General features: G+C 63.2%; 25 protein-coding genes. 12 read left to right on the top strand and 13 right to left on the bottom strand.

Going from position 1 to position 25,727, the window contains the following annotated elements:
• Positions 1-261 precede the first annotated feature (261 nt).
• Both MKI88_RS15070 and MKI88_RS15065 read right to left on the bottom strand, forming a co-directional pair.
• Positions 262-1,485: an NAD(P)/FAD-dependent oxidoreductase gene (locus tag MKI88_RS15070; protein ID WP_241632216.1), complete on the bottom strand. Its 1,224-nt coding sequence runs from the start codon at positions 1,483-1,485 to the stop codon at positions 262-264.
• A 145-nt stretch (positions 1,486-1,630) separates the two neighbouring features.
• Complete coding sequence (locus MKI88_RS15065) at positions 1,631-4,075, bottom strand: TonB-dependent receptor (RefSeq protein WP_241632215.1); 2,445 nt, start codon at positions 4,073-4,075, stop codon at positions 1,631-1,633.
• 146 nt (positions 4,076-4,221) lie between these two features.
• On the opposite strand from MKI88_RS15065, the gene MKI88_RS15060 reads away from it, so the two are divergent.
• Genes MKI88_RS15060 through MKI88_RS15050 form a run of 3 tightly spaced genes read left to right on the top strand, consistent with a single transcriptional unit; the run spans position 4,222 to position 8,466 of the window.
• Positions 4,222-5,853, top strand: a complete 1,632-nt coding sequence (locus MKI88_RS15060) for a thiamine pyrophosphate-dependent enzyme (protein ID WP_241632214.1) — start codon at positions 4,222-4,224, stop codon at positions 5,851-5,853.
• Between the two features lie 10 nt (positions 5,854-5,863).
• Complete coding sequence (locus MKI88_RS15055) at positions 5,864-6,979, top strand: histidinol-phosphate transaminase (RefSeq protein ID WP_241632213.1); 1,116 nt, start codon at positions 5,864-5,866, stop codon at positions 6,977-6,979.
• Positions 6,979-8,466, top strand: coding sequence for an aldehyde dehydrogenase (locus MKI88_RS15050; RefSeq protein ID WP_241632212.1), 1,488 nt, complete (start codon positions 6,979-6,981; stop codon positions 8,464-8,466). The genes MKI88_RS15055 and MKI88_RS15050 overlap by 1 nt, the downstream gene beginning before the upstream one ends.
• On the opposite strand, the gene gcvA is transcribed toward MKI88_RS15050, so the two are convergent.
• Positions 8,438-9,355, bottom strand: a complete 918-nt coding sequence (gcvA, locus tag MKI88_RS15045) for a transcriptional regulator GcvA (protein ID WP_241632211.1) — start codon at positions 9,353-9,355, stop codon at positions 8,438-8,440. The two genes, MKI88_RS15050 and gcvA, sit on opposite strands and share 29 nt — an antisense overlap.
• A gap of 121 nt (positions 9,356-9,476) precedes the next feature.
• Here gcvA and manD point away from each other — a divergent pair, with 121 nt between their 5' ends.
• The 9 genes from manD (at position 9,477) to pcaF (ending at position 17,427) form a co-directional block, all read left to right on the top strand.
• Positions 9,477-10,685 (top strand): D-mannonate dehydratase ManD, encoded by a 1,209-nt coding sequence (gene manD / locus MKI88_RS15040; RefSeq protein ID WP_241632210.1) that lies wholly within the window; start codon positions 9,477-9,479, stop codon positions 10,683-10,685.
• 413 nt (positions 10,686-11,098) lie between these two features.
• Positions 11,099-12,217 (top strand): muconate cycloisomerase family protein, encoded by a 1,119-nt coding sequence (locus tag MKI88_RS15035; protein WP_241632209.1) that lies wholly within the window; start codon positions 11,099-11,101, stop codon positions 12,215-12,217.
• 10 nt (positions 12,218-12,227) lie between these two features.
• Positions 12,228-12,512: a muconolactone Delta-isomerase gene (catC, locus tag MKI88_RS15030; RefSeq protein ID WP_241632208.1), complete on the top strand. Its 285-nt coding sequence runs from the start codon at positions 12,228-12,230 to the stop codon at positions 12,510-12,512.
• A 24-nt stretch (positions 12,513-12,536) separates the two neighbouring features.
• Positions 12,537-13,445, top strand: a complete 909-nt coding sequence (locus MKI88_RS15025; protein ID WP_241632234.1) for a dioxygenase — start codon at positions 12,537-12,539, stop codon at positions 13,443-13,445.
• 19 nt (positions 13,446-13,464) lie between these two features.
• Positions 13,465-14,256, top strand: a complete 792-nt coding sequence (gene pcaD / locus MKI88_RS15020) for a 3-oxoadipate enol-lactonase (RefSeq protein ID WP_241632207.1) — start codon at positions 13,465-13,467, stop codon at positions 14,254-14,256.
• Entirely contained in the window at positions 14,253-14,786 is a 534-nt protein-coding gene (locus MKI88_RS15015) for a flavin reductase family protein (protein ID WP_241632206.1), read from the top strand. Before pcaD ends, MKI88_RS15015 begins: the two co-directional genes overlap by 4 nt.
• Before the next feature lie 3 nt (positions 14,787-14,789).
• A complete protein-coding gene (locus tag MKI88_RS15010; protein WP_407073361.1) occupies positions 14,790-15,518 on the top strand; it encodes a 3-oxoacid CoA-transferase subunit A in 729 nt (242 codons plus the stop codon).
• Positions 15,519-15,533: 15 nt separating this feature from the next.
• Complete coding sequence (locus tag MKI88_RS15005; protein ID WP_241632205.1) at positions 15,534-16,190, top strand: 3-oxoacid CoA-transferase subunit B; 657 nt, start codon at positions 15,534-15,536, stop codon at positions 16,188-16,190.
• Between the two features lie 28 nt (positions 16,191-16,218).
• Complete coding sequence (gene pcaF / locus MKI88_RS15000) at positions 16,219-17,427, top strand: 3-oxoadipyl-CoA thiolase (RefSeq protein ID WP_241632204.1); 1,209 nt, start codon at positions 16,219-16,221, stop codon at positions 17,425-17,427.
• A gap of 53 nt (positions 17,428-17,480) precedes the next feature.
• On the opposite strand, the gene MKI88_RS14995 is transcribed toward pcaF, so the two are convergent.
• From MKI88_RS14995 to MKI88_RS14950, 10 genes are all read right to left on the bottom strand, one after another.
• A complete protein-coding gene (locus MKI88_RS14995; RefSeq protein ID WP_241632203.1) occupies positions 17,481-18,227 on the bottom strand; it encodes an SDR family NAD(P)-dependent oxidoreductase in 747 nt (248 codons plus the stop codon).
• Positions 18,224-18,715 carry an aromatic-ring-hydroxylating dioxygenase subunit beta gene (locus MKI88_RS14990; RefSeq protein ID WP_241632202.1) on the bottom strand — a complete coding sequence of 164 codons (492 nt, stop codon included), beginning with the start codon at positions 18,713-18,715 and terminating at the stop codon, positions 18,224-18,226. Before MKI88_RS14990 ends, MKI88_RS14995 begins: the two co-directional genes overlap by 4 nt.
• On the bottom strand, positions 18,712-19,947 hold the full coding sequence (locus MKI88_RS14985) for a Rieske 2Fe-2S domain-containing protein (RefSeq protein WP_241632201.1): 1,236 nt from the start codon (positions 19,945-19,947) through the stop codon (positions 18,712-18,714). Before MKI88_RS14985 ends, MKI88_RS14990 begins: the two co-directional genes overlap by 4 nt.
• A complete protein-coding gene (locus MKI88_RS14980; protein ID WP_241632200.1) occupies positions 19,928-20,470 on the bottom strand; it encodes a nuclear transport factor 2 family protein in 543 nt (180 codons plus the stop codon). Before MKI88_RS14980 ends, MKI88_RS14985 begins: the two co-directional genes overlap by 20 nt.
• Complete coding sequence (locus MKI88_RS14975; RefSeq protein ID WP_241632199.1) at positions 20,467-20,826, bottom strand: hypothetical protein; 360 nt, start codon at positions 20,824-20,826, stop codon at positions 20,467-20,469. Before MKI88_RS14975 ends, MKI88_RS14980 begins: the two co-directional genes overlap by 4 nt.
• 23 nt (positions 20,827-20,849) lie before the next feature.
• The gene (locus tag MKI88_RS14970) at positions 20,850-21,992 is read right to left on the bottom strand and encodes an acyl-CoA dehydrogenase family protein (protein WP_241632198.1); all 1,143 of its coding nucleotides are present in this window, start codon (positions 21,990-21,992) and stop codon (positions 20,850-20,852) included.
• On the bottom strand, positions 21,989-23,065 hold the full coding sequence (locus MKI88_RS14965) for an amidase (protein WP_241632197.1): 1,077 nt from the start codon (positions 23,063-23,065) through the stop codon (positions 21,989-21,991). Before MKI88_RS14965 ends, MKI88_RS14970 begins: the two co-directional genes overlap by 4 nt.
• Before the next feature lie 56 nt (positions 23,066-23,121).
• Positions 23,122-23,469, bottom strand: coding sequence for a hypothetical protein (locus MKI88_RS14960; RefSeq protein WP_241632196.1), 348 nt, complete (start codon positions 23,467-23,469; stop codon positions 23,122-23,124).
• 347 nt (positions 23,470-23,816) lie between these two features.
• Positions 23,817-24,941, bottom strand: a complete 1,125-nt coding sequence (locus tag MKI88_RS14955; protein WP_241632195.1) for a DUF819 domain-containing protein — start codon at positions 24,939-24,941, stop codon at positions 23,817-23,819.
• Positions 24,942-24,987: 46 nt separating this feature from the next.
• Positions 24,988-25,707 (bottom strand): SDR family NAD(P)-dependent oxidoreductase, encoded by a 720-nt coding sequence (locus MKI88_RS14950; RefSeq protein WP_241632194.1) that lies wholly within the window; start codon positions 25,705-25,707, stop codon positions 24,988-24,990.
• Between the last annotated feature and the right edge of the window lie 20 nt (positions 25,708-25,727).

Here is a 25,727-nt window from a genome sequence, read left to right as displayed (position 1 = left end):
TATGGGGCGCGCGTGACGATATGTCGCAATGGCCTTGCCCGAAAGTGCAAATTTTTTCCCAGTTCATATCGCACCCATATTTAGCTGATCGAAAAAATAAATAGGCACAATGGATGTCGAGGTCACCAGCGTGGCTCAAAGACAATTTCTCTCTTTATTGAAGTCGAACCCGTTCACATTGTTGTCCAGGCGGCACGAAAATCATGGCGGATCGAGGTCGATTTCTTCATTTGGTCCGGCTTGGTCGAACCGACGCGAAAGTTACGCAGCATCTTTTAGCGGCACGCTCGCATCGGCGAGTTGCGCCTTGTCGGGCGACAGGCGCTCGGTCACGAGCTTGCGCCCCTGGACATAGTCCTTGGTCGCGTTGACGCAGTCGAGCGCGATCACGCGCCCCTTTTTCAGATAGATGACCGAGAAGGATCGCGCGTCAGGATCGCCGCGCAGGACGACATCATCATGCCCCGTCGACAGCCCCACGGTCTGGAGGCGAAGGTCATACTGGTTGGACCAGAACCAGGGCACCGCATGATAGGGCTGCGGGTCGCCCAGGATCGCCCTGGCAACGGTGTTCGCCTGGTCATTGGCGTTCTGGACCGATTCCAGCCGGATGCGATCGCCATCGCAAAAATCGTTCACATGCGCGGCGCAATCGCCGATCGCATAGATGTCGGAGAGCGAGGTCTGGCAGAAGGGATCGACGTCGACGCCGTTGCCGCCGGCGGCACCCGCCGCGATCAGCGGCGCCACTGCGGGAATGATGCCGATCCCGACGATCACCATCTGGGCGGGGATCACCTCGCCATCCTCCATGCGCACGCCCGAAACCGCGCCGCCGTCGCCGATAAAAGCCGCCATGCACGCGTCGAGGCGCACATCGACGCCGTGGGCGCGGTGCTCGGCCTCATAGAAACGCGACAGCGGTTCGCCCGCCACGCGCGCGAGCACGCGCGGCAGCGCCTCGAGGACGGTCACCTTCTTGCCGAACTTGGCGAGCACCGCCGCGGCCTCGAGCCCGATATAGCCGCCCCCCACCACGACGACGTCGGTCGTGCTGTCGAGCGCGGCCATCATCGCATCGGCATCGGCCTTGGTGCGGACGACATGGATGCCCTTCAGCCCGGCGCCCTCGCAGCCAAGCATGCGCGGCGTGCCACCCGTCGCCCAGACGAGTTTCCCATAACCGATCGCCTCGCCCCCAGCGATGGCGACGGTCTTCGCCTTGGGATCAACCTCGGTCACGCGTTTGCCCGTGAGCATGTCGACCTTGCGATCGCTCCAGAAGCTGGCGGGGCGGATCAGGATGCGCTCAAAGGCCTTTTCACCCGCCAGATAATCCTTGGACAGCGGCGGGCGCTCATAGGGAATTTCGGGCTCGTCGCCGACGACCGCGATGGTCCCTTCAAAGCCATGCTGGCGCAGCGCTACTGCCACCTGCGCACCGCCATGGCCGGCACCCACGATAAGCACATCATAGCAAGTCATCCGCCACCCTGTTCGAGGGCACCAGGCCCGCTGCGACCACATTGCCGAGCCTGGATTTCGGCAATCCTCGGGCGGCGTCTCCAGGCCGAACATGGAAGAGGCGACAACGACCCGGTGGCCGCCATCGCCTCGACATGTCCCTCTACTAGCTGCCGAACTTCACTTTCCCCGTAATACCCCATACCCGCGGGTGCGGACGCAGCCGGATTCCGCTGAGGCCGAAATTGTCCTGCGTGCCGGTATAATAATCGGTTTCGGTCAGGTTCTCGACATAGGCGCCCAGTTCAAACCGGTTTCCTGTCAGACCAAGGCGCAGATTGACCACCGCATATGCCGGCGGCACGTAGGGAAAGCGCGGCAGTCCGAGCTCGGAGGCGGCAACGCCTTCAAGGTCGCCAGGCGCCGAGGAGCGGAAATTGAGTTCGGCGCGTCCATAGACGCTCAGGTCGCCATCGAGATCATGTTCGTAGTCGAGTGCCGTGCTAACCGTGAACTCAGGTGTCTTGGGCAGACGCTTGCCCGTCAGATCCACCCGATTCCCTCCAGCCAGTACGGCATCCGGGAAGCTGTCGAACTTGCTGTCCAGATAACCGAATGCGACCTGGGCGCGGAACTCCGGCGACAGTCGGGCCTGAAGCTCGAACTCGAAACCCTTGTTGGAGGCTTCGGCCGCATTCTGCGTCAGTTCCACCGCCGAGCTGATGTCGCTCGGGTCAAGCAGGTAGTTGGTCTGAACCTGAAGATTCGACCATTTCAGGTAGAATGCTGACAGGCTGTACTGAAGGCTATGGTCGAGCGCTGAGCCCTTGATGCCGACTTCGTAATTCCACAGTGTCTCGGGCTTGAATTTCGATACGATGCCGGAATTGATATCGACGCCGCCGGCCTTGTAGCCCTTGGAAACAGTCGCATAGATATTGTCGTTCTCGTCAAATTCATAACGAACGACAGCGCGAGGCGAGAAATCGTCGAAACTGGCGCTGCCGGCAATATCCGGAACGGGTGATTCAAAGGCAAAGACGTCGAACGCGCTGTTGGTGATCTTGTCGTGCGTGTAGCGCCCTCCGACGGTGAGGTGGACGCGATCAAGGTTCAGTGTCAGGTCGGCGAAAGCGGCCAGGCTCTCGGTCTTGAATATCTTGTTGTTCTCGTTGATCCGGAAGCCTTCGGGAATAGGCGGCAGCAGGCCGATCACTTCCCCTGTGACCGGATCGGTATATGTGGTGTCAGCGCCAGCGCGGATGCTGTTGAACTGGCGGATCCGATCGTTGGCGTAGAGGCCGCCGACCACCCAGTCGAGTTTGCGATCGCCGGTCGATTGCAGGCGTAGTTCCTGGCTGAAGGACTCGCCATCGTTTCGGTTCTGGCGGTTGATGGCGTCTGCCGAGATGTTGTCCTGATCGAAGAAGCGGCGGTTCTTGCTGTCGATGTATCCAGTGACCGATCGCAACGCGAATCCGTCGAAATCGACCGAGACGCGGCCGTTCAGCAGCAGGAAGCTGTTTCGATTATATTCCGGAGCGTTGTGGTTCACGCGCCGCTGGTTTTCCGGATAGAATCCCACACCATCGGGAATTGCCTGGAAATCCGGACCGAAGATGCTCTTGGTATCGAGATCGAGGACACCCGACGGTACGGTGGCGTCCAGGCCTTCATCTTCATCGGTATATGCCGCCGACAGGTCTATCGTGACATTGTCCGTTGGCAGCGCGCGCAGCGCGCCCCGGAAATTCCAGTACTCATATCCGCTGTTCTTGGTGCCGTTGGGATTGATGTTCTCGACCAGTCCATCGCTCTTGTCCCACGATCCCAGGCCACGGAAGTAGAGGCCTTCCGTTATGGGCAGATTGATGATGCCATGCAGCTGATAGCTGTCGAAGCTCGAATATTCGGCACCTGCCTCCGCGTAGAGGTTTTCGTCCGGCTTCTTGGTCGTGATGTTGAGGGCACCACCCGAAGCATTACGACCGAAAAACGTACCCTGGGGCCCACGCAGAACTTCGACGCGTTCGATGTCCAGCATCGGGGGGTTGTAAGTGCCATTGGCGGTAGAGCCGACGCTGAGCTCGTCGAGATAATAGCCAATCGACTGCTGTGTTGACGCCTCGCCGAGATCGAGATTGCTGACGCCGCGGATTGAAATGTTGATCGAGCGGTTGCCGGTCTCACCGTCTTCGCTGAACGATACGTTCGGTGCGAAGGCCAGATAGTCCTTTGCTTCAGAGACATTGGCCTTTTCCAGAGTCTCTGCGGAAAAGGCGGAGATGCTGATCGGCACATCGCGCAGATTCTGCTCGCGACGCTGCGCGGTGACGACAATCTCGTCGCTGCTCGCAGCCTCATTGCTGGTTGCGGCGGGCGCCATCGCCTGATCCTGGCCGAATGCGGCCGTGATCGGCGCCAGCGCCGCAACTGAAGTTGCTACCATGAGAACGGCCCGGTACGTGGCGCGCATTATTTGCTCTCCCCAAACGACAGGTCTGCGCGCCACCATCACCTCAGGATGACGCGGGGCTTTGTTGCCCTTTCGTGACAGACTATCGGGGCAGGCCGAGTGTGCGTTCAAACGAACGTTACTGATAGCGATCATAATCCATACTAATCGGAGAGACGCAGCGCGCGCTTGTACATCAAGCGATCTAATGACCATCACCAGTTTCATTCAATTGCCACCCGCTCCGGGTTTCTACAGGCATTTCCCGGAAATTCGGAAAAAAAGCTGAGCGAGGCGTGAATATGTCGATGAGTGGGGCAGAGGCCATATTGGGCCAGATGATGGCCAATGGCGTGGATACTATCTTCGGCCTGCCCGGTGGCCAGCTCGATCATTTTTTTGACGCCATGTACAATGCCGGCGACAAGCTGCGCCTGTTCAGCACGCGTCATGAACAAGGGGCTGCCTATATGGCATTCGGCTATGCCCGATCCACGGGAAAGCCGGGCGTCTATACGGTCGTTCCCGGGCCGGGCGTGCTCAACACGACGGCAGCCCTGTGCTCGGCCTATGCCACCAATGCGCCGGTATTCTGCCTGACGGGCCAGATTCCAAGCGAAGGCATCGGCAAGGGGATCGGCTATCTGCACGAACTGCCCGACCAGCTTGCGACAATGCGCACGCTCACGAAATGGGCCGATCGCGCGATGACGCCTGAATCGGCGCCCGGCCTCGTCAACCAGGGGTTTACGCAGATGCTGAGCGGCCGTCCGCGGCCGGTGAGCCTTGAAATGCCCATGGATGTGATGGGCGCAAAAGGGGCGGTCGAGCTGCTTCCGGCGGCCGCTCGCGATCAGGCGCCGTCGCTCGACGAGGATGCGATCGCGGCTGCCGTCGCCTTGCTCAAGAATGCGCGCAACCCGCTGATCATCGCGGGCGGTGGTGCGATTGCCGCCGGCGAGGCGCTCGAGCAGCTTGCGGCTATGCTGCAGGCGCCGGTGGTGGCCTTTCGCAGCGGTCGCGGCGTCGTTTCCGATCGCTCGCATCTCTCGCAGATGTTCCCGGCAGGCTATGACCTGTGGAAGCACGCCGATGTCGTGATCGGCATCGGCAGCCGGATGGAGCAGCAATATCTCTACTGGAAGGTGCCCGCGCACATGAAGGTGATCCGCATCGACATCGATGCGGAAGAGCTCGACCGGATCGCGGTCCCTGCCGTTGCCATTCATGCCGATGCAGCCGATGCGGTCCCCGCGCTGGTCGAGAAGCTCGGTCGCGTCATCGACCTGCGTGCGTCACGCGAGGACGAGTTGACCGAGCTTGCGGCGCGCGTCCGCGGCGATGTTGCAGCGCGTGTCCAGCCACAGGCATCCTATCTTGCCGCCATCCGCGCGGCCCTTCCCGACGATGGCTATTTCGTCGATGAAATCACTCAGGTCGGATACACCTCGTGGTACAGCTTTCCCGTGTACGAACCGCGCCATATCGTCACCTGCGGCTACCAGGGCACGCTGGGCTACGGCTATGCGACTGCGCTTGGCGTCAAGGCGGCACACCCCGACAAGGCGGTGGTCAATGTCGTGGGCGATGGCGGTTTCCTGTTCACGGCCAACGAGATGGCGACGGCCGCGCAGCATGGAATCGCGCTCGTGACGGTGCTGTTCAACAACAACAAGTTCCAGAATGTGCAGCGCCAGCAGAAGGAATGGTTCGGTGGGCGCCTGATCGCATCCGACCTGAAGAATCCCGATTTCGTAAAGTTCGCGGAGAGCTTCGGCATCCGCGCCGAGCGCGTGACGAGCCCTGATGCGCTGCAGGCAGCGATCGTTGCCGCGCTTGATCGCAACGAACCCGCGCTCATCGAGGTGCCATGCGGCGACATGGCATCACCATGGCCCTTCATCATTCGCCCTCCCGTGTTCGATGTTGCCTGAGAGAGATGAAATGATGCCCAAACCGCAATCGCGTACCGACGCACATGCGTTGCCCTTGCCTCTCCCAGGTATCGCGGGGCTCGCGCCTTATCGCCAGGGCAAGGCAACGCTGAGCGATGTCGCCGAGCCACTGAAGCTGTCGTCCAACGAGTCGATGCTCGGGCCGAGCCCCAGGGCGATCGCGGCCTATCAGGCCTGCTCCAAATGCCTGCACCTTTATCCCGACGGCTCGCAACAGGCGCTTCGTGCGGCCATTGGCGAGGTGCACGGGCTCGATGCCGATCGCATCGTCTGCGGCAATGGCTCGGACGAACTCATCCAGTTGCTGATCCGCGCCTATGTCGGTCCCGGAGACGACGTCGTCATCAGCCAGTACAGTTTCGCCATGGCCTTCGTTCATGCGATCGCGCAGGGGGCGAACGCGGTCAGCGTTGCCGAGCCGCAGCTTCGACCCGATGTTGACGCATTGCTCGCCGCGCTCACCCCTGCGACGAAGATGGTGGTCATAGCAAGCCCCAATAATCCCGTCGGCCAGTACCTGCCGCGCGACGAGTTGCTCAGGCTTCACGCGGGACTTCCCGGCGACGTCATCCTGCATCTCGACAGTGCCTATGCCGATTATGTCGAGGCGCCTGACTATGAGGCCGGTGCGACGCTGGTCGGGCCCAATGAGAATGTCGTGATGACGCGCACTTTCTCGAAGCTTTACGGCCTGGCCGGACTTCGCATCGGCTGGATGTACGCGCCCACAGCGATCATCGACATGGTCCAGCGCATCCGCACGCCCTTCAATGCCAACGCTGCCGCACTTGCTGCCGCCGAGGCGGCGGTTCGCGACACGGAATATGCAGAGATGGTGCGCGAAGAAAACCGCACCGAGTTCGCGCGCATCTCGACCGCGCTCACAGGGTTCGGGATCGAGGTGGTGCCGTCGGCCGCCAACTTCTACCTCATCCGTTTTCCCATGACAGGACGCGATCCGGTGGGCGCTGCGCAACATCTCGAATCGCAGGGGATCATTCCTCGCCCGGTCAATACCGGACCCGAGGCCTGGCTCAGGATTTCGATCGGCCGGCCGCAGCAGAATGATCGCGTGATCGCAGCGCTGCAGGACTATATTCGCTGATGACCAGGGGATACCCGCTCACTGAGGCAACCCGAGCCTTCCTGGCCGCGCCGCGCCCCTATCTGATCGGCGCTGCCTGGCTCGAGGGAAAGGGGGCACCGCTCGTCGGCATTGATCCTGTGACCGGCGAGCCTTTTGGCGAGGCGCATGCAGCAGATGCGGCCGACGTGGAGAAAGCCGTTGCCCAGGCCTCGGCCGCCTTTGATGACAAGAGGTGGCGGGGCAAGACCCCTGCCGAACGGCAGCGTATCCTGCTGCGCGTCGCCGACCTGATCGAGCGGGACCGCGAACTCCTGGCTGAACTCGAGACGTTGAACGGCGGCAAACTCTTTGGCGCCGCGCTGCACGGCGAGGTTGCAGCTGCGGCCGAGACATTCCGTTATTACGCCGGATGGGTGACGAAGATCGATGGCGGCACCTTCGATCCGTCGGTCCCGGGCCAGAGCTTTCTCGGCTATGGCCGCCGCGAGCCTGCAGGTGTGGCAGCACTGATCGCACCGTGGAACGGACCGCTGGTGATGGCGGCGTGGAAACTCGCGCCCGCACTCGCCGCGGGCTGCTCGGCGATCATCAAGCCGTCCGAGCTGACGCCCTTCACGACCCTCCACCTTGCAGCCCTTGCGCTCGAGGCGGGCGTGCCCGAGGGCGTGGTCGCAGTCCTGCCAGGTGACGGGCGAGAGCTCGGGCAAGCATTGGTGCGCCACCCTGCAGTCGCCAAGATCTCCTTTACCGGTTCGACCGCGGTCGGGCGGCAATTGATGACGCAGGCCGGAGGCAGCCTCAAGCGGCTGTCGCTCGAACTGGGCGGAAAATCGCCCGTGCTGCTCTTTGCCGACGCCGATCTTCCAGGGGCGATTGCGGGCGCCGCCGACGCCATTTTCGGCAATGCCGGACAGGTCTGTGTCGCCGGGTCACGGCTCTATGTCGAGCGTGCCGCCTATGGGGATGTCGTCGCAGGGTTGGCAGGGCATGCGCGGGCATTGAAGCTTGGATCGGGATTCGCACCCGAAACGCAGATGGGACCGCTGATCAGTGCGGCCCACAGGCGAAATGTCGACGGCTTCGTCGAGCGTGCAGTCACTGCCGGCGCGAAAGCCGTCACCGGTGGCGCGATGCGCGATGGCCCCGGATTCTTCTATGAGCCGACAATTCTTGTCGACGCCGACCAGGGAAGCGAGATCGTACAGAGCGAAGTCTTTGGCCCGGTCGTCACGGTGATCCCGTTCGATGGCGAAGCCGAGGCGCTCCACCTCGCAAACGGATCCGATTATGGCCTGGCGGCCAGCGTCTGGACGCGCGATGTCGGGCGCGCGCACAAAATGGCGGCGGAGCTGCGTGCCGGGATCGTCTGGGTCAACAGCCACGGAATCCCTGAGCTGGCCATGCCGATCGGGGGGATGAAGCAGTCTGGCCAGGGTCGCGAGCACGGCTTTGCCGGTCTCGAGGCCTTCACCGAATTCAAGTCGGTAATGGTGCGGACTGGCTGACGAAGAGCTCTGCCTCGTCGAGTAGCCAATAGGCGAATGCCTTGACGTTGGCCTCGTCCGAGACACTTTTGCGGCAAACGACATAATAGGCATCGTCGAGCATCAGTTTCTCCTCGAAGGGGCAGACCAGCTCACCGCGCTGCACTTCCTCGACGACCAGCGGCCAGCGGCCCAGTGCGATGCCGTGGCCAGCAAGACAGGCCTGCTTCACCAGATGTGAGTGGCTGAAGCCGAAGCCGCGCCGCACATTGATCCCGCGCACGCCGAAATGATTGAGAAACTCGGCCCAGTCGACGCTGAACACGTCATGCAGCAAGGGAAGACGGGCGATATCGGCGAGCGAGTCGGGCTTTCCATAGCGTTCAAGAAGTTCCGGGCTGCATACCGGCAGCACGCTTTCGCTCATCAGTCTTTCGACCTGGAGGTTCGGCCAGGCGCCATTGCCGTAACGGATCTCGAGGTCTGCATCGCCGCTTGATAGCGCGTCATCCTCCTGTCGCTTGGCAATGAAGCGGATGTCGATCTCGGGGAAGCGTTCGCGAAAACGCGACAGGCGGGGGATGATCCAGGCGGCCGAGAAGGAATCGAAGGTCGCGACAGTCAGCGGCGTGACCTGGTCGCGCTCCAGCGCTTCGCTGGTCGCCTGGGCCATGATGTCGAGCGCCCGGCCGAGCGGACCGACAAGGCTCTCGCCAACATCGGTCAGCTTTATGGTGCGGCTGAGCCGCTGGAACAGCGGGGCTCCCAGCCAGTCCTCGAGCGCCTTGATCTGGTGGCTGACCGCGGCCTGTGTCACGCACAGTTCGTCCGCTGCCTTGGTGAAGCTCAGGTGGCGCGCAACGCACTCGAACACGCGCAGGCCCAGCAGCGGAGGCAGCTTGCGGCTCATCTCAATCCTTCCGGCATCAATTAACTCGGCTCATGGAACCGATCACAAACGTCTGTTTGCGCCGCTCCGGGCAAAAGGCAATAGCTCCGCGGATCGCCATCTTTGTACGAGGATCCCCATAGTGAAAATCAAGGCGGCACGCGTCATCGTCACTTGCCCAGACCGCAATTTCGTGACGCTCAAGATCGAGACCGACCAGGGGCTCACGGGAATTGGCGACGCGACGCTCAACGGCCGCGAACTGGCTGTCGCGTCGTATCTCAACGATCACGTCATTCCCTGCCTGATCGGCCGCGACGCGCATCGCATCGAGGACATTTGGCATTATCTCTATCGCGGAGCCTATTGGCGGCGTGGCCCGGTGACGATGACCGCCATCGCTGCTGTCGACACTGCGTTGTGGGACATCAAGGCCAAGGCGGCGGGGCTGCCGCTCTACCAGCTGCTTGGAGGCCGCAGCCGCGACAAGGTCATGGTCTATGGCCATGCCAACGGACGCGACATCGAAGAGACCTCGGACGAGGTCCAGCGCTATATCGAGATGGGCTACAGGGCCATCCGGGCGCAATCGGGAGTCCCCGGACTTGCCTCCACCTATGGCGTTTCGCACGACAAGATGTTCTACGAGCCCGCCGACGGCGCGCTCCCGACCGAGAATATCTGGTCGACCGAGAAATATCTCGATCACGTGCCAAAGCTGTTCGACAAACTGCGCGAGCGCTTCGGTTTCGAGCATCACCTGCTGCACGACGTTCATCACCGCCTGACCCCGATCGAAGCCGGCCGACTTGGCAAGACGCTCGAGCCTTACCGTCTCTTCTGGATGGAAGACGCGACACCAGCCGAGAACCAGGACGCATTCCGGCTGATCCGGCAGCACACCGTGACGCCGCTTGCGGTCGGCGAGATCTTCAGCAGCATCTGGGATGCCAAGGACCTCATCCAGAACCAGCTGATCGATTATATTCGCGCGACCGTCGTCCACGCCGGCGGCATCACGCATCTGCGCCGCCTGGCCGACTTCGCCTCGCTGTACCAGGTGCGGACCGGTTGCCACGGCGCCACCGACCTGTCGCCCGTCTGCATGGGTGCTGCGCTTCACTTCGACATATGGGCACCCAATTTCGGCGTGCAGGAATATATGCGACATACCGAGGCGACCGATGCGGTCTTCCCGCACGCCTATTCCTTCGAGCAAGGCTATATGCTGCCGGGCGACGTGCCCGGGCATGGCGTCGAGATCGACGAGGCACTCGCCGCCAAATATCCCTACAAGCCTTCCTATCTGCCGGTGAACCGTCTTGAGGACGGAACGCTCTGGCACTGGTGACATGACCGCCTTCCTGTGCCTGATCGCTTGCCCGGCCGCTGCCGGCGCTGCTGGCGCAGCTTGAAGATCGGGACATGATCGAGCGGGCCGGTGCGTCGGTTTGCCCCGCACCGGCACTGCTTCAGGCCCGTTTGCCACCGGGCATTGCAGGCTGCGCGCAAATCAACTGTCGCTGGTGCATGGCATTCATGCGCGGCACCGTTCGCAGGCAGCGATCGGGCAGAAGCGCGATCAAGGCCGCGGATACCCTGCTTCGAACCCATGCGATCCATCACGCGCGAGAAGGTCGTGCCATCTGCGGCGGAAAGTCCGCCCGGGCATGACATTAGAATCGCGAATGATCGTTACGAGTTTAATTGCCGACCGCGTTCTGCGGGTCTCTGGCATATTTCCCGGGCCAATTCAGAGGTCCCATGACGAAGATCGAGCGCATCGAAGCCATCATTGCAGACGTTCCGACGATACGCCCGCACGTGCTCGCGATGGCGACGATGATGTCGCAGGCCGTCGTGCTTCTGTTGGTCACGCGAAGCGACGGCATTGTGGGCGTTGGTGAAGCAACCACGATCGGGGGCCTCGCTTATGGCGAGGAAAGTCCGGAAGGCATCAAGCTCGCGGTCGAGACCTATCTTGCTCCATTGTTGCTTGGGCACGACGCCGACCAGCCGGCAGCCGTGATGGCCATGCTTTCAGGCCATGTCGTTGGCAACAGGTTCGCGAAATGCGCGCTCGAAACCGCTCTCCTGGATGGCCTGGGCCAGGCCAGGGGGATAGCCATGTCCGAGCTGCTGGGTGGGCGCGTTCGAAGCCAGCTCCCCGTTGCCTGGACGCTTGCGAGCGGCGAGACCGGACGCGATATCGAGGAGGGCGAGGCGATGCTCGCCCAGCGCCGCCACAATATCTTCAAGCTCAAGATCGGCAGGCGTTCGGTAGCCGAGGATTGCGCGCATGTTGCAGCGATCGCCAGGGCGCTCGAGGGTCGAGCCTCGATCCGGGTCGATGTCAATCAACATTGGACGCGTGCGCAGGCGGCGGATGGCATCGCGCGGCTCCAGGACGCTGGCGTGGCGCTCATCGAACAACCCCTCAGGGCCGATGACGTCGACGGGATGGCGTGGCTGGCCAACAGGTTCGGCATCGCGGTGATGGCCGACGAGGCGTTGACGGGGCCGGCAAGCGCCTGGCGTTTCGCAAGCTTGGGCGCCGCCGATGTCTTCTCGGTGAAGATCACCCAGTCAGGCGGCCTGTTTGCTGCGCGTGACGTCGCCACCATCGGAGCAGCCGCAAATATCGCGCTTTATGGCGGGACGATGCTCGAGGGTGGCGTCGGCACCGCGGCTTCTGCGCATCTCTTCGCCACGTTCGGCGCGCTGGAATGGGGCTGCGAATTGTTCGGCCCCCTGCTGATGACCGAGGAGATCCTCGAAGAGCCGCTTCGCTACAGCGATTTCGCTATCGAAGTGCCGGGCGGCGCGGGTCTCGGGGTTCGTGTGGACCACGACCGGCTCAGGCATTTTTCACGACAGAAATAGGGAGACCGCCATGCTGTTCATGGTCGAGATGGATGTGATCGTGCCCCACGATGTGGACAAGGCTCGCTTCGAGGAACTCAAGGCAACCGAGAAGGCGCGCTCCGAAGAGCTTCAGCGTTCCGGCAAATGGCGGCACCTTTGGCGCGTGGCCGGGCGCTACGCGAATGTCAGCATCTTCGACGTGAACGACGCCGGCGAACTGCACGAGCTGATGACGGGCCTGCCGCTCTTTCCCTTCATGCAGGTCAAGGTGACGGCACTGTGCCAGCACCCTTCTGCCATCGCGACCGACTGACCACGCCTTGCAACGAGAGAGAGGATCATGACCGACATTGTCAAAACCGCAGCCGTGCAATCGCTGCTCGACCGCGCGAGCGGGCTGACGGAAAGCGGCGGAAATCCGCGTCTGAAGGCCATATTGCGCGATGTGCTCGAAGCGACGATGGGCGTCATCGAAAAGCACGACATATCGGAAGGCGAATTCTGGCAGGCGATCGATTTCCTGGGGCGAGGCGCTGGTGAGTTCGGACTGATCATCCCCGGCATCGGCATCGAGCATTTTCTTGACCTTCATCTCGACGCCAAGGACGCTGAAGCCGGGCGTACGGGTGGAACGCCGCGAACGATCGAGGGGCCGCTCTATGTCGCCGGAGCACCGCTGGTGGAGGGCGATCTGTCCAGGACCAACGACGTGAACCTGACGACCGATCCCGACGACGTCGAGGAGCTGACAATGTCGGGTCGGATCCTCGGGCCCGATGGCGAACCGGTGAAGGATGCGATCCTCCATGTCTGGCATGCCAACTCCAAGGGGTTCTATTCGCATTTCGACCCCACTTCCGCGCAATCTCCCTTCAACAACCGGCGGCGGATCAGGCTTGGGGCAGATGGCCGCTTTGCCTTTCATTCGCGGATGCCGCGCGGCTATAGCGTTCCGCCCGGAGGCGCGTGCGACCAGCTCATGAAGCTGCTCGGCAGGCATGGCGACCGCCCGGCCCATATCCATTTCTTCATCGAGGCACCGGGCTATCGCACGCTCACGACGCAGATCAATTTCGGCGACGACCCTCATGCGCATGACGACTTCGCGTTCGCGACGCGTGACGGCCTGTTGCCAATTCCCGATCGCAGCGGCGGCAATCCGGCAATCGTCTTCGATTTCGTGATGCAGCGTGCGCAGTCAGCCGATGACCAGCATTTTTCGAGCCGCCCGCGTGCTGCTGCATGACCGTGAGCGGGCGCGAACAATGACACGCCATTTCCAGGCCGATGACGGCTGCGCGATTGCGTTCGACTACAGGCCCGTCGAGGGAAAGCCGGTCCTGCTGCTCTCGGCTTCGCTTGGAACGGCAATGGCTTTGTTCGATCCCCAGGTCGAAGCCCTGGGCTCGCAATTCTCGATCCTGCGCTATGACCCTCGTGGTCATGGCGCGTCGTCGGTGCCGCCGGGCAATTACTCGCTCGACCGGCTGGGGCGCGACGTGATCGAGCTGCTCGATTATCTCGAAATCGATCGCGTGCACTTTGCAGGCGTCTCGCTCGGCGGGATGACGGGCCAATGGCTCGGCTACAGGGCGCCCGAACGGCTGGACGGACTCATTCTCGCCAACACATCGGCCTATATGGGTCCTCCCGGCGGCTGGGCGTCGCGCATTGCTACCGTGCTCGCCGACGGCATGGAGCCCATGGTCGACCCGGTTATCGAGCGGTGGTTCACGTCCGCGTTTCGCACATCGAGCGCCCCCGATGTCGAACGGGTACGCTCGCTCCTGCTTGCCACCGAAGCCCGCGGTTATGCCGGGTGCTGTGCGGCCATCCGCGACATGGACCTCAGAGAGGTAGCGGCTCTCATTCGCGCGCGCTCGCTCGTGATCGCAGGCGCGAAGGACCCCGCGACGCCGCCCGAACACGCCGAGCTCCTGGCAGGGCGGATACCGGAGGCAAAGCTGGTCACCCTCGATGCAGCGCATCTCAGCAATGTCGAGCAGGCTGCAACGTTCAATGACGCGGTAGCGTCGTTTCTGACAGGCGCATCATGACCGATATTCGATCCGATTTCCTGCAGGGCATGAGCCTTGCCGCATCGACGGTAAACATCGTCACCACCGATGGTCCACATGGGAAAGCGGGGGTGACCGTATCCGCGATGACCTCGGTATCGGCAGACGGCGCAAGACCCGTTCTGCTCGTGTGCATCAACCAGGCTTGCTCGGGTGCCGGGCCGATAATCGCCAATGGCGTGTTTGCCGTGAATGTGCTGCGCGAAAATCAGGCGGCCATTTCGGACACATTCGCGGGACGCCTGGGCGAGCGCGGCGAAGGGCGCTTCGATTGCGCACACTGGACGAGGAGCGAGACAGGTGTGCCGATGCTCGCCGACGCGCTCGTCGCCTTTGATTGCCGCCTCCTCGATCAGCAGATGATCGGCACGCACCACGTGCTTTTCGGCAGCGTGGAGGCTGTGCAGCTTTCGACGCCGGGCAAGCCGCTCATCTATGCGAACCGCAGCTACGCGGTGCCGGCCGAGCTCGGTCCCGACAGCGTTCTCGCTGCGGGCTCCCGGCATTGAGTGATGGCATCCAGGAAGGGAGCGGGTGGCGTGATCGACAAGGCGGCGGTGTCGGCCGAGGTTGCGGTAGCGGACATATCTGACGGCGCCTCGGTCATGATCGGCGGCTTCGGCACTGCCGGAATGCCCGATGAACTGATCGACGCCCTTATCCGGCGTGATGTCGGTGACCTCACCATCATCAACAACAATGCGGGCAATGGGGAGACCGGTGTCGCCGCGCTGATTGCGGCGGGGCGCGTGCGCAAGATCATCTGCTCCTTCCCGCGCCAGTCGGATTCGCATCATTTCGACGCGCGCTACCGTGCCGGCGAGATCGAGCTCGAACTGGTGCCCCAGGGCAACCTTGCCGCGCGCATTCATGCAGCCGGTGCCGGACTCGGCGCCATCTTCACCCCTACCGGTTTTGGAACGCTCTTGGCGCAAGGCAAGGAAACGCGCCGGATCGACGGCAGGGACCATGTTCTTGAATATCCGATCCATGCCGACTTCGCGCTCATCAAGGCATCGAAAGGGGATCGCTGGGGCAACCTGGTCTACCGAAAGACCGCGCGCAATTTCGGGCCGATCATGGCGATGGCGGCCAGGACCACCATCGCACAGGTGTCCGAACTGGTGCCGCTGGGAAGTCTCGATCCGGAAGTGGTGGTGACGCCGGGTATCTTCGTCCAGCGCGTCGTCGAGATCACGCCTGGAGCCGCCATCGCCGATTTGGACGCGGCCACCGCCTGAAGGGATACACGCTTCATGAAACGCCTCGACCGGGACCAGATGGCCGCGCGCGTCGCGCGTGACATTCCTGAAGGCTCCTATGTGAACCTGGGCATCGGGCTTCCGACCAAGGTCGCCGACCATTTGCCCCGGAACCGCGAAATCTTCCTGCAAAGCGAGAACGGGCTTCTCGGCATGGGGCCCGCACCGGCACTCGGCGAAGAGGACCCGGAACTCATCAATGCGGGCAAGCAGCCGGTGACGCTGTTGAGCGGCGGATGCTATTTCCACCATGCCGACAGCTTTGCGATGATGCGCGGCGGACATATCGACATCTGCGTGCTGGGCGCCTTCCAGGTGTCGGTGAACGGCGATCTTGCCAACTGGCACACCGGCGAGCCCGACGCGATTCCGGCGGTGGGCGGCGCGATGGATCTCGCGATCGGCGCCAGGCAGACATTCGTCATGATGGAGCTGTTGACCAGGCGAGGGCAAAGCAAGCTGGTCGAGACCTGCACCTACCCGCTCACGGGCCTCGCATGCGTATCGCGCGTCTACACCGACCTTGGCATCTTCAGCGTTGGTGGCGGTGGCGCGAGCGTCGTCGAACTGGTCGAAGGCGTCTCGCTTGACGACCTGCGCCAGATGACGGGTCTTTCGCTTGGTCGCTGCGGTGTAGCATATACCAGCTGAATCCTGTTCCATGTGAGAGGCGCCTTTCATGACCGAAGCATTTATCTGCGACGCGGTGCGTACCCCCATTGGCCGTTATGGCGGTGCGCTTTCCAGCGTGCGTGCAGACGATCTCGGCGCACTTCCGATCCAGTCGCTGATCGCGCGCAATCCCGGCCTCGACCCGGCCGCGATCGACGAGGTCGTCTATGGCTGTGCGAACCAGTCGGGCGAGGATAACCGCAATGTTGCCCGGATGAGCCTGTTGCTGGCGGGACTTCCGGACACGGTGCCGGGCGTCACGGTCAACCGCCTGTGCGCATCGGGGCTGGAGGCAATAGGCCAGCTGGCGCGCGCCATCCGCACGGACGAGATGGCGCTGGCGATTGCCGGCGGCGTCGAGAGCATGACGCGTGCGCCCCTCGTCATGGGCAAGGCCGATGGCGCCTTCGGCCGCAACCAGAGGATCGAGGACACGACCATGGGCTGGCGGTTCGTCAATCCGGCGCTGGATGCCCTTTATGGCACCGAGACGATGCCGAGGACGGGTGAGAATATTGCCGCGGATTACAGTGTCAGTCGCGCCGACCAGGACGCATTTGCGCTGCGAAGCCAGCAACGCGCGACGGCCGCACAACGCTCAGGCTTTCATGGTGAGGAGATCATTCCCGTGCGTGTTCCGGGCAAGAAAAAGGGCGAGACGATCGACGTCTCGGTCGATGAGCATGTGCGTGCCGATACGACGCTCGAGGCGCTGCAGACGCTGAAGCCGCTCTTCGGCCCGGAAGGAACCGTGACTGCCGGAAATGCTTCGGGCATCAATGACGGAGCAGCGGCCATGTTCGTCGCGAGCGCCGCTGCCGCGAGGGCGCACGGCCTCACGCCACGCGCACGCATCCTCGGCATGGCGGCCGCGGGGGTTGAACCACGTGTCATGGGTATCGGGCCGGTGCCCGCGTCGCAGAAGCTGATGGCGCGCCTTGGTCTCGGGATCGAGGACTTCGATGCGATCGAGCTCAACGAGGCTTTTGCCAGCCAGGCGCTCGCCGTGCTGCGCAGCCTCGGCCTTCCCGATGACGCACCGCACGTCAACGCGAATGGCGGCGCGATTGCGCTCGGCCACCCGCTGGGCATGTCGGGCGCCCGCATCGCGATGACGCTTGTCCACGAGCTCGAAAAAAGCGGCGGCAGGCTTGGACTTGCCACATTGTGCATCGGTGTCGGCATGGGCCTTGCGCTCGCGGTCGAGCGCGTCTGACAATGGGGCGAAGTGCCGCGCCAGCGCGCGCGGCCGCTCCGACCCATCAGACTTCAGCGCAGATAGAGCCCGCCATTGACGTCCATCGTCGCACCAATGACCGAACTGGCTTCAGGGGCGGCGAGCAGTGCCACGAGGCGAGCGACATAGTCGGGCTCGCCGAGCCTGCCGGCGGGGATCGTGCCGACAACGGCCGCGAGGCGATCGGGGGGCAGCAAGGCGCGCACCGAATCGAGATCGAGTGGCCCGGGCGAAACGGCGTTCACCGTCACGCCGCAACCAGCGAGCTCGCGCGCAAATACCTTTGTGAGCGTCAGAATTCCGCCCTTCGCGGCCGCATAATGCGCGCCGGTCGCGGCGCCACCATTCTGGCCGGCCAGCGATGCGATATTCACGATACGGCCATAGCCATGTGCTCGCATATGGCGTCCCGCCACCTGGCACCCGATAAAGGTCCCCTTGAGCGCGATTGAGATGACCGCATCGAATTCGTCCGGGCCGATCTCGAAAAGCGGTGTCGTGCGGGTGAGCGCCGCGTTGTTGACGAGGACGCCCAGCCCGCCCCAACGCGCCGTCGCCGCCTCGATCGCCTGCTCGAAGCTTGTGGGATCGCGGACATCGAGCGGGAGCGCCATGACCTCGCCATCGATGCTCTCGGTCACATGCGCCAGGGCATCCGCATCGATGTCGCTCAGGATCACGCGGAAGCCTTCGCGCGCGAGCCTTCGTGAAATCACCGCACCCAGGCCGCCGGCTGCCCCCGTGACAAGCGCGACATCGTGATGCGCCGGCACAGTCACAGGAGGAAGCTCATGCCAGCCAGCGCGCCGGTGGAATTGATCAGGCGCACCACCTTTTCGAGGATCCTGGGACCAACCTCGGTCTGCTGGAGGGTGAAGGTCACGTTGGCGACATAGGAGCGATGCACGTCCCGTTTATATTCGACGAGATGCTGGGCGCAGCGCAGGCGGAAGGTACCATCTGCCGCATCGGGTAGGACCCGAAAGCGCGAGATGCTGCGCACCGTGGTTGCAGCGTCCCTGGCCGACATGGATTCGCCACTTGTCAGGCGCGCCACGCGCATCCGGCGCATCGCTGCGTCGTCATAGGCATAGTTGAGCCGGTCGGCATAGTCAGTCGCCTCGGGATCGATCGGAATGACATATTTACCCTCATCGGCCCAGAGCGTCAGCCAGGTCGAGTAATCGCGATGATCGAGGCAATCGGCCTCAAGCGATACAAGGGCGATCGCTTCCTCGAGCGAAACGGGCGCGAGCGTCGTCGTCATGCCGACATCATCCTCTTCCACATCTGGTAGGCGGCACGCATGCCGGTCTCGGCCGTCACGTCCCCGGCACTCGTCGCAGTCTTGTCCTCGCCGCGGTTGACCATGACCCAGGACGGGTCCGCCATGCCCGCCGAACCGCGCTGCACGCGCTCCCATGCCTCAGCATCGTCGGGCGTGCCGAAACCCATGGGTCCCTGGAAATGTTCGTGCAGGCGCAGCCGCGCCTGGTTGGCGATCTCGGGGCCACCATCCATGCCGATGGCGATGTGCCGGATCTCGGTCCTGTCGACCGCGACCGGCCTCAACACGCGGAAAAAGGCCATCGAGCATGCAAGGTTGGGAAAGAGGTTCAGGTTGAAGCCCGAACCGCCGATCGCGCGGACAATGCGGCGAACCTGGTCCTCGGGATAATCCTGTCGCAACGTCTCGGCGATCGCGGCGAAGCGTTCCGGAATATCTGCGTCGAGATTCTCCTCGAGGTCCACGAGCTCGGGTATCATAACCATGACGCTGTGGCCGTTGCCGAGATCCTCGACATATCCTCCCGCGTTCATGAACGAGAAGAGGTCCTCGGTCGCATCGTCGAGCGAGGTCAGGAAGCTCTTGTGAACGACCGGGAAGTGATAGGCATCGGTCGTGTTCTCCAGCTGGATCTTCCAGTTGCCGGGGAAGGTGAAGCGGTGTTCGCCCATCGTCTTTACGGGAAAGCCTCCGCCCTGTTTCATGAACAGGTCGATCCACGGCTTTGCGCGTCCCAGGAAGCTGTCCAGGGGCTCGATGTCGGCGTTGAAGGTGGCGAAGATCAGGCCATTATATTGCTCCACGCGAAGATTGATCAGGCCGTATTCGCTCTTGTCGAAATCCTTGTACCCCTTGGGCAGCGGCACGCCGCGCAGGCTGCCGTCCTGTCCATAGGTCCAGGCATGATAGGGGCAGACAAAACCTGCAGCATTACCCTTTTGCGCCTCGCAGACCGTGGCTGCGCGGTGACGGCAGCGATTGACCATCACGTGCACCACGCCCTTCTTGTCGCGGTTCACGATCACGGGCTGCCGGCCGACATGCGTCGTCACGAAATCGCCCGGGTTTGGAATGTCGCTTTGATGCGCGACCCATACCCAGGTGCGGTTGAATATCCTGTCCATCTCCTCCTCGAAGAGGGCTGGGTCGCGGTAGAGCGACGTATGGACGCGGTCCGGCAGGACCAGGTCGCTAAAGGCGGTTGGTTTCATCGATCGGCTCCGGATGATGTCCATTGGGAACGGGTATGGCCTGTGTGTCGCTCCAGCGATCGACACGGCGCGAAAAGATGTTCTCGGTGCGAAAATGCCGGATGCGCCAGCGCTCGCCTTCGCGCGCGAAGGACATCGAAAGGGACGCGCTGCGCAGGTCGGCATGGCCTTCGCGATAAGTCGAAGTCTGGAGCATCATCCAGTTGCCCGTCGCGGTCTCGCCCCAGACGGTGATGTCCTCGGCCGAAAAGAAATGCGCCGTCATCGCGAAATGTGGCTGCGGCAGGCAGTAGCTGCGGATCATCGCGACGATCGCTGCGCGGCCGTCATGGCTGCCGAACGCCTCGGCATATCGGCCCTTGCCTTCCCAGCGGGCATCGGCGGTGAACAGATCGCCGAGCGTCTCGAACTCTGTATCCGGACCCAGCCGGTCGCAGATCCGGAAATAGTGCGCGACGAGGTGCCGGATTGCGCTTTCCGCCTCCAGCCGCTCGATACGCGCAAGGATCGCCGCCTCGCTCATTCGGGCATGACCAGCTCGCGTCCGAGCCTTGCTTCGACGCGCATATATTTCCAGAGGCGATGCTCGCCCACCTCGGTGGTGCGAAACAGGCCGCAGATCGCGACCGCGGTCTCGCGGTCGGGGACATCGGCGAGAATATAGAAGGTCCAGGGCCAGCCATTGGGGGATGTGCCGACCATCGTCTCATCGTCGTCGAGTGTCCCGAGCACCTCGACGCCCGGCATTTCGCGGATCGCGCGTATCGTCCGGCCGGTGGCCTTGAGCACCATGGGAATATCCTCGGACGGCAGGTCGAAAAATCCCTGCAGTACCGCGCCGCAGATCAGGGTGCGGATCTTCTTGGGGGTTGCATTCATCGTTCAGATCCTTCGATTGCAGATCAGAGATATCCAGGCGGCGGGGTCTTCCCGAGCAGCACGGCGCCGCCGGATTGCCAGGTGGCGTCATTCATGAAGGCGTGCTGGGCCACGACGAGCGCGTCGAGCAGCAGGCGCGAAAGCGGATGGCTGTTGAAGATGCCCGTCGTGCCGGCCATTTCGAAGGCGCGGCGCGTCACATCGGCCCCGGTCTTGGCGATATGGGTCGACGCGATGCGCAGCCTGGCGATATCGGCGGGCGTGACTTCGCGCCCTTCGCAGACCCGGCTCCACATGGCTTCCGTTTCCTCGTAGAACCAAGCGCGCGCGGCGCACAGCCGCGCCTCCATCTGTGCAAGCGCGATCTGGCAGCCCGGCCGGTCCGCCATAGAGGGTGCCCCGGTGATCGAGGTCTTGCGCGTGGCGAGCCTCACCACCTCGTCGATCGCCTCGCGGGCGACACCTGCACCGACGATCGCCAGTACCTGCGTGGCCATGGCCATTGTCGGATAGCGATAGGCGGCGGTATCGATCGAGGGTGCCGCGCCGCGGATGAGTATATACTCCTCGGGCACAAGGACGTCGTCGACGACCAGGTCGTGGCTGCCCGTCGCGAACATGCCGATCGTATCCCAGTTTTCCTCGATCATGACCTGGTCGCGCGGCATCACGGCCATGCGCGGCAGGCTCCCGTTTTCGCCTTCGATCTTGATGCCGACACCGATAAGCGAAGCCCCCATGCAACCCGAACCGAAGCCCCAGCGACCCTTGACGCGGTAGCCGCCCGGTTCGGCAATTGCGGCCTGCGGCGGAAAGACGGCGCCTGCGAAGACGACATCGGGGCTCTCGCGGTACAGTTCCGCCAGGGTCGCGGCCGGCAGCGAGGAGAGATATTTGCTCGCAAAGCCGAAGCTCGCCACCCAGCCCGCAGAGCCATCGGCAGCCGAGATGATCTCGATGATGCGGAGAAACTCGGCAGGCGACATGTCACCGCCACCGAACTGCGTGGGCACGAAGGCGCGGTACAGTCCGATTTCCTGGAATCTTGCGACAATGTCCTGCGGAATATGACCGAGCGCGTGGAGGTCCTTGCGGCGCTGACGGATATCGTCGAGCATCGGCTGAAGGGCAGGGCTGGCAAGCCCGGTGATCTGGGTCGCAGTCACTGCGTTTCTCCTTTGATAAACAGCGGCACGCGCCGCGCCAGAGCGCACAGCGCTTCGTCTTCGCCCTTGCGCCCGACGAGCTGGAGCGAGAGTGGGAAACCGTCGGTCTCGCCAACTGGCAGCGCGATGGCCGGGTGGCCCGACAGGTTGAACGGGCGACAATGGGCGGTAATCGGGATGGCCGCCATCAGGTCAGCCGCGGCGAGCAGTGACGGCGGCCGACAGGGCAGGGTCGGCAGCACAAGGGCGTCAAATTGCTGCAGGAGCGCATCGACAGCGGCCGTGAAGCGCGCGCGGACGGCCTCGGCCTCGACCAGTTCATCATCGGTGATCCTCGATGCTGCAAGCAGGCGATCATGGACGTCGCGGCCGACCAGCCCGGATCCGGTCAGGGCGCCAAAGGCCTCCCAGCATTCGCGGCCGATGATGCTGAGGCCCGCGCGCTGCGCAAGTTCCAGTTCCTCAAGCCAGACATCGGTCGTTGCAAAGCCACTCTCGATGGCCTGGCGTGTACCGCGAACAATGTCGGAATCTGCGGACGTGCCGATAAAGCCGATGCGCGCGGAGAATGAGGCCGGGGCCTCTGCCCATTCGGGCGCGATTATGGCCATGGCCTGCTGGAGCCCTGCCACGTCGCGCGCGAAAGCACCGACGCAATCGAGCGAGCTCCGCGCGGGAATGACGCCAGCGCGGCTGACACGCCCGAATGTGGGTTTCAGGCCGACAATGCCGCAGCAGGCGGCCGGCACGCGGATCGAACCGCCCGTGTCGGTTCCGATGGCGAAGTCGGCAAGGCCGGCGGCGATCGCGGCTGCCGAACCGCTGGAAGAGCCACCCGGTGCGAGCGCGGGATAGAAGGGATTGACGGGCGTGCCCGTCCAGACGTTGAGACCGGTCACGCCGAAAGCGAGTTCGTGCATGTTGGTGCGGCCGGTGATGGTGCATCCGGCATTGCGGAGCCGCGAGACAATCTCGGCATCGCGTTCGGCCGCTGGCCGTCCCGCCAGCGCACGGCATGCGGCGGTGGTGACTTCACCCGCGACGTCGATCGTGTCCTTGAGCGCGACGCGCATTGTGCCGCCGGCAGAACCACCGGATATGAAAATTCCGCGATGGCAGGGCGACGATGTCACTGCGCTGCTGCCGAGAGAGCGGGAGCAAGCGGCGACTGCAGGGCAGGGATGGAATGGACGGAGCGTTCGAACCCCGCCCGGTCAACCGCACGGTCTTTCGCAGAGTGTAGCGCAGTTGAGCCGATCGCTTCCGCGATCCGGGTCTGACCCGCATGGACGGAGCCAATCTGGTCGTTGTCCATGTCGCGAGAAGTCATGAGGCGTACGCCGCCAGGCGCTTTGAGCTCGGCAAACGCCGGGATCGATGCCCGCAGCAGTGCGGCGTCCAGCAGCAATCTGGCATGACGCTTCATTTCGGATCCACTTTCGGCATCGGACGGCGGCCCCTTGGCCGGGTCGCGCATCTGCTTGGTCCGTGGAGCCTAGCGAGACCCCATTGAGCGCCACAATCAAATGCTCCTCACATCAGCTATGAGCAGCGCTAATCCGGCGCGCGCCTGAACGCCTCCGGGCATCCAAGGCCCCGCATTGGCTGGCTCGTGACGACGCTGACGATGCGCGCAATCGAACGCGTCACCGGCGATTGTGGCCGGTCACGAATGGAACATGGTCAAGAGCAGGGCCGGACCTTGTGACGCGCAAGGACGATCCCAGCGGAACCGGTCACGGGCGTGGCGAGCGAGGAGGAGCGCCGGTGCCACGACCTAGCTGGGCTGGCCATTGGCAGCGCAGGGGCGGGAGGGCCAGCGTCTCAGGAGAGAAGCCGGAATACCGCCACCCCGAAGAAATTGGCGATGGCCTTGCCCAGCATGCCTGTGGCGATCGCCGGCGTGACAAGCGATTTCCACTCCTTCGAGGTCGCGATGCCGGCGGCGGCAGCGGCACCGACGATGTTTGCGCCAGAGCCGATAATCCCCTCGGCCAGATCGGATTTCAGCAGCCGGGTCGCGAGCAGCACGATCGCGATATGGACGAGGATGATGATCAGTCCGAAGACGAAGTAGACGGGCGCCGAGGTAAGGAACGCCGTCACATCGGTTCCCGCACCGATCACCGCGAAGAACAGGTACATTGCGAACATGCCCAGTTCGAAATCGCCTTTCAGCGCGCGCATCGGACCGGGAAAGACGTTTGCAATGAGCACCGTGATCAACGTGATGACGAACAGGCCGTAATTATGGTGGCCCGCGGTCGCGGCCAGCCAGTTCCCGGCCCAGCAGATCGCCGCGCTCAGGGCGAGCGCACCCGCCATATGCGCTAGGTTGAGTTGTGCCACGACGCCGTCATCGGTGGCCTGGGTATCGCCCGATTGGGCATCGATGATCGGTGACGGGATCCGTCTGCGGACAAAGGCCATGTTGGGCAATGATACGAGGATCATCAGCCCGATCACGCTCACGGGCGCGCTTGCGCTCACGGCCACTGCGAATGTGTCGGCAGGAAGGTTCGTGATCTCGGCCATCGCGACCATGTCGGTCATCCCGCCAATCCACGCCGCCGCATAGGTCGCGGCGATATGCGGTCCGAATTGCCCGAGATCGAGCAGCTGGCACCCGATGATGGCGCCCGCGCAGACCCCGACCGCGCCGATGAAGAACAGCGGGAGGACGCGTCCGCTTTCGCCCAGGATCTTCGCGAACGTCGCCTTGTAGAGAAGCAGCGGAATGGCGATCGGCATCACATAGCCGCCGATGAAATCATAAAGGGGCGAGTTGTGCGGAATGACCCTGAGGTTGGAGAGCAGCGCCGCGCCGGCAAGGATCCACACGACCCCTGGCAGCTTGCGCGCGATGCGATTGCGTTCGCTCCAGAAGCCGAGCCAGGCGAGGCCGAACACGATGGCCAGCAGCGCTGCAAAATTGTCGGGCGCGATCATCGATTTCCATTCCCCTCAGTCGAGCCACCGGCCCATTGAATTCGGCTCAGCAATGCCCCTGCCATCGCCAGTCCTTGCCGGTGACCTGCCTGACGAGGTCTTCGGTGCGCGCACCATTGTCGATGCCGACGGTCTCGAACAGCGTGCGCCCTGTTTCGCACAGCGGATTGCGGAAGGGCGCATTCTCATCGTCGATGATCGATACGATCTGCCGCGCGACAGCGGCCGGATCGGCGCCGTCATTCGCGCCCGCAAAACCCGTCGCGATGCGCCCGGGCTCGAAGATCAGCACGCGGATGCCAAGCGGCGCGACTTCGGCCGCGAGGCTCTGGCTCATGCCCTCGAGCGCGAACTTGCTCGCCGCATAGGCGCCGTCCTCGGGCAGACCGACGAGACCGGAGAGCGAGGAGATCATGGCGATCGTTCCGCCAGACCGCATATGGGGAAGTGCTGCCTTTGTTAACCGCCACGCGCCGAGCAGGTTGACGTCAAGCGTTTCCTTGAAACGATCCTGGTCGAGTGAAGCAAGGGGCCCTGCGAGATGCGTCCCGGCATTGTTGATGAGGATATCGATCCCGCCTGCGCTGCGCACAACGGTGCGGACCGCGTCGTCGACACTCGCGAGCGAGCGGACGTTGAGCGGCATTTGAGAGGGACCGGACGGGTTGCGCTCGCCTGCAAAGACCTGGTCGCCGTCCTCGGAAAAGGCTTCAGCGAGGGCAGCCCCCAGGCCCCGCGATGCACCGCTGATCAGGACCGTACGCATCGCGGCAAACCTCACTCCAA

Origin of the sequence: Sphingomonas sp. LaA6.9 (genome assembly GCF_022601895.1) — a bacterium.
Lineage (GTDB): Bacteria > Pseudomonadota > Alphaproteobacteria > Sphingomonadales > Sphingomonadaceae > Sphingobium_A.
This window is presented reverse-complemented; position numbering and strand designations above follow the sequence as displayed.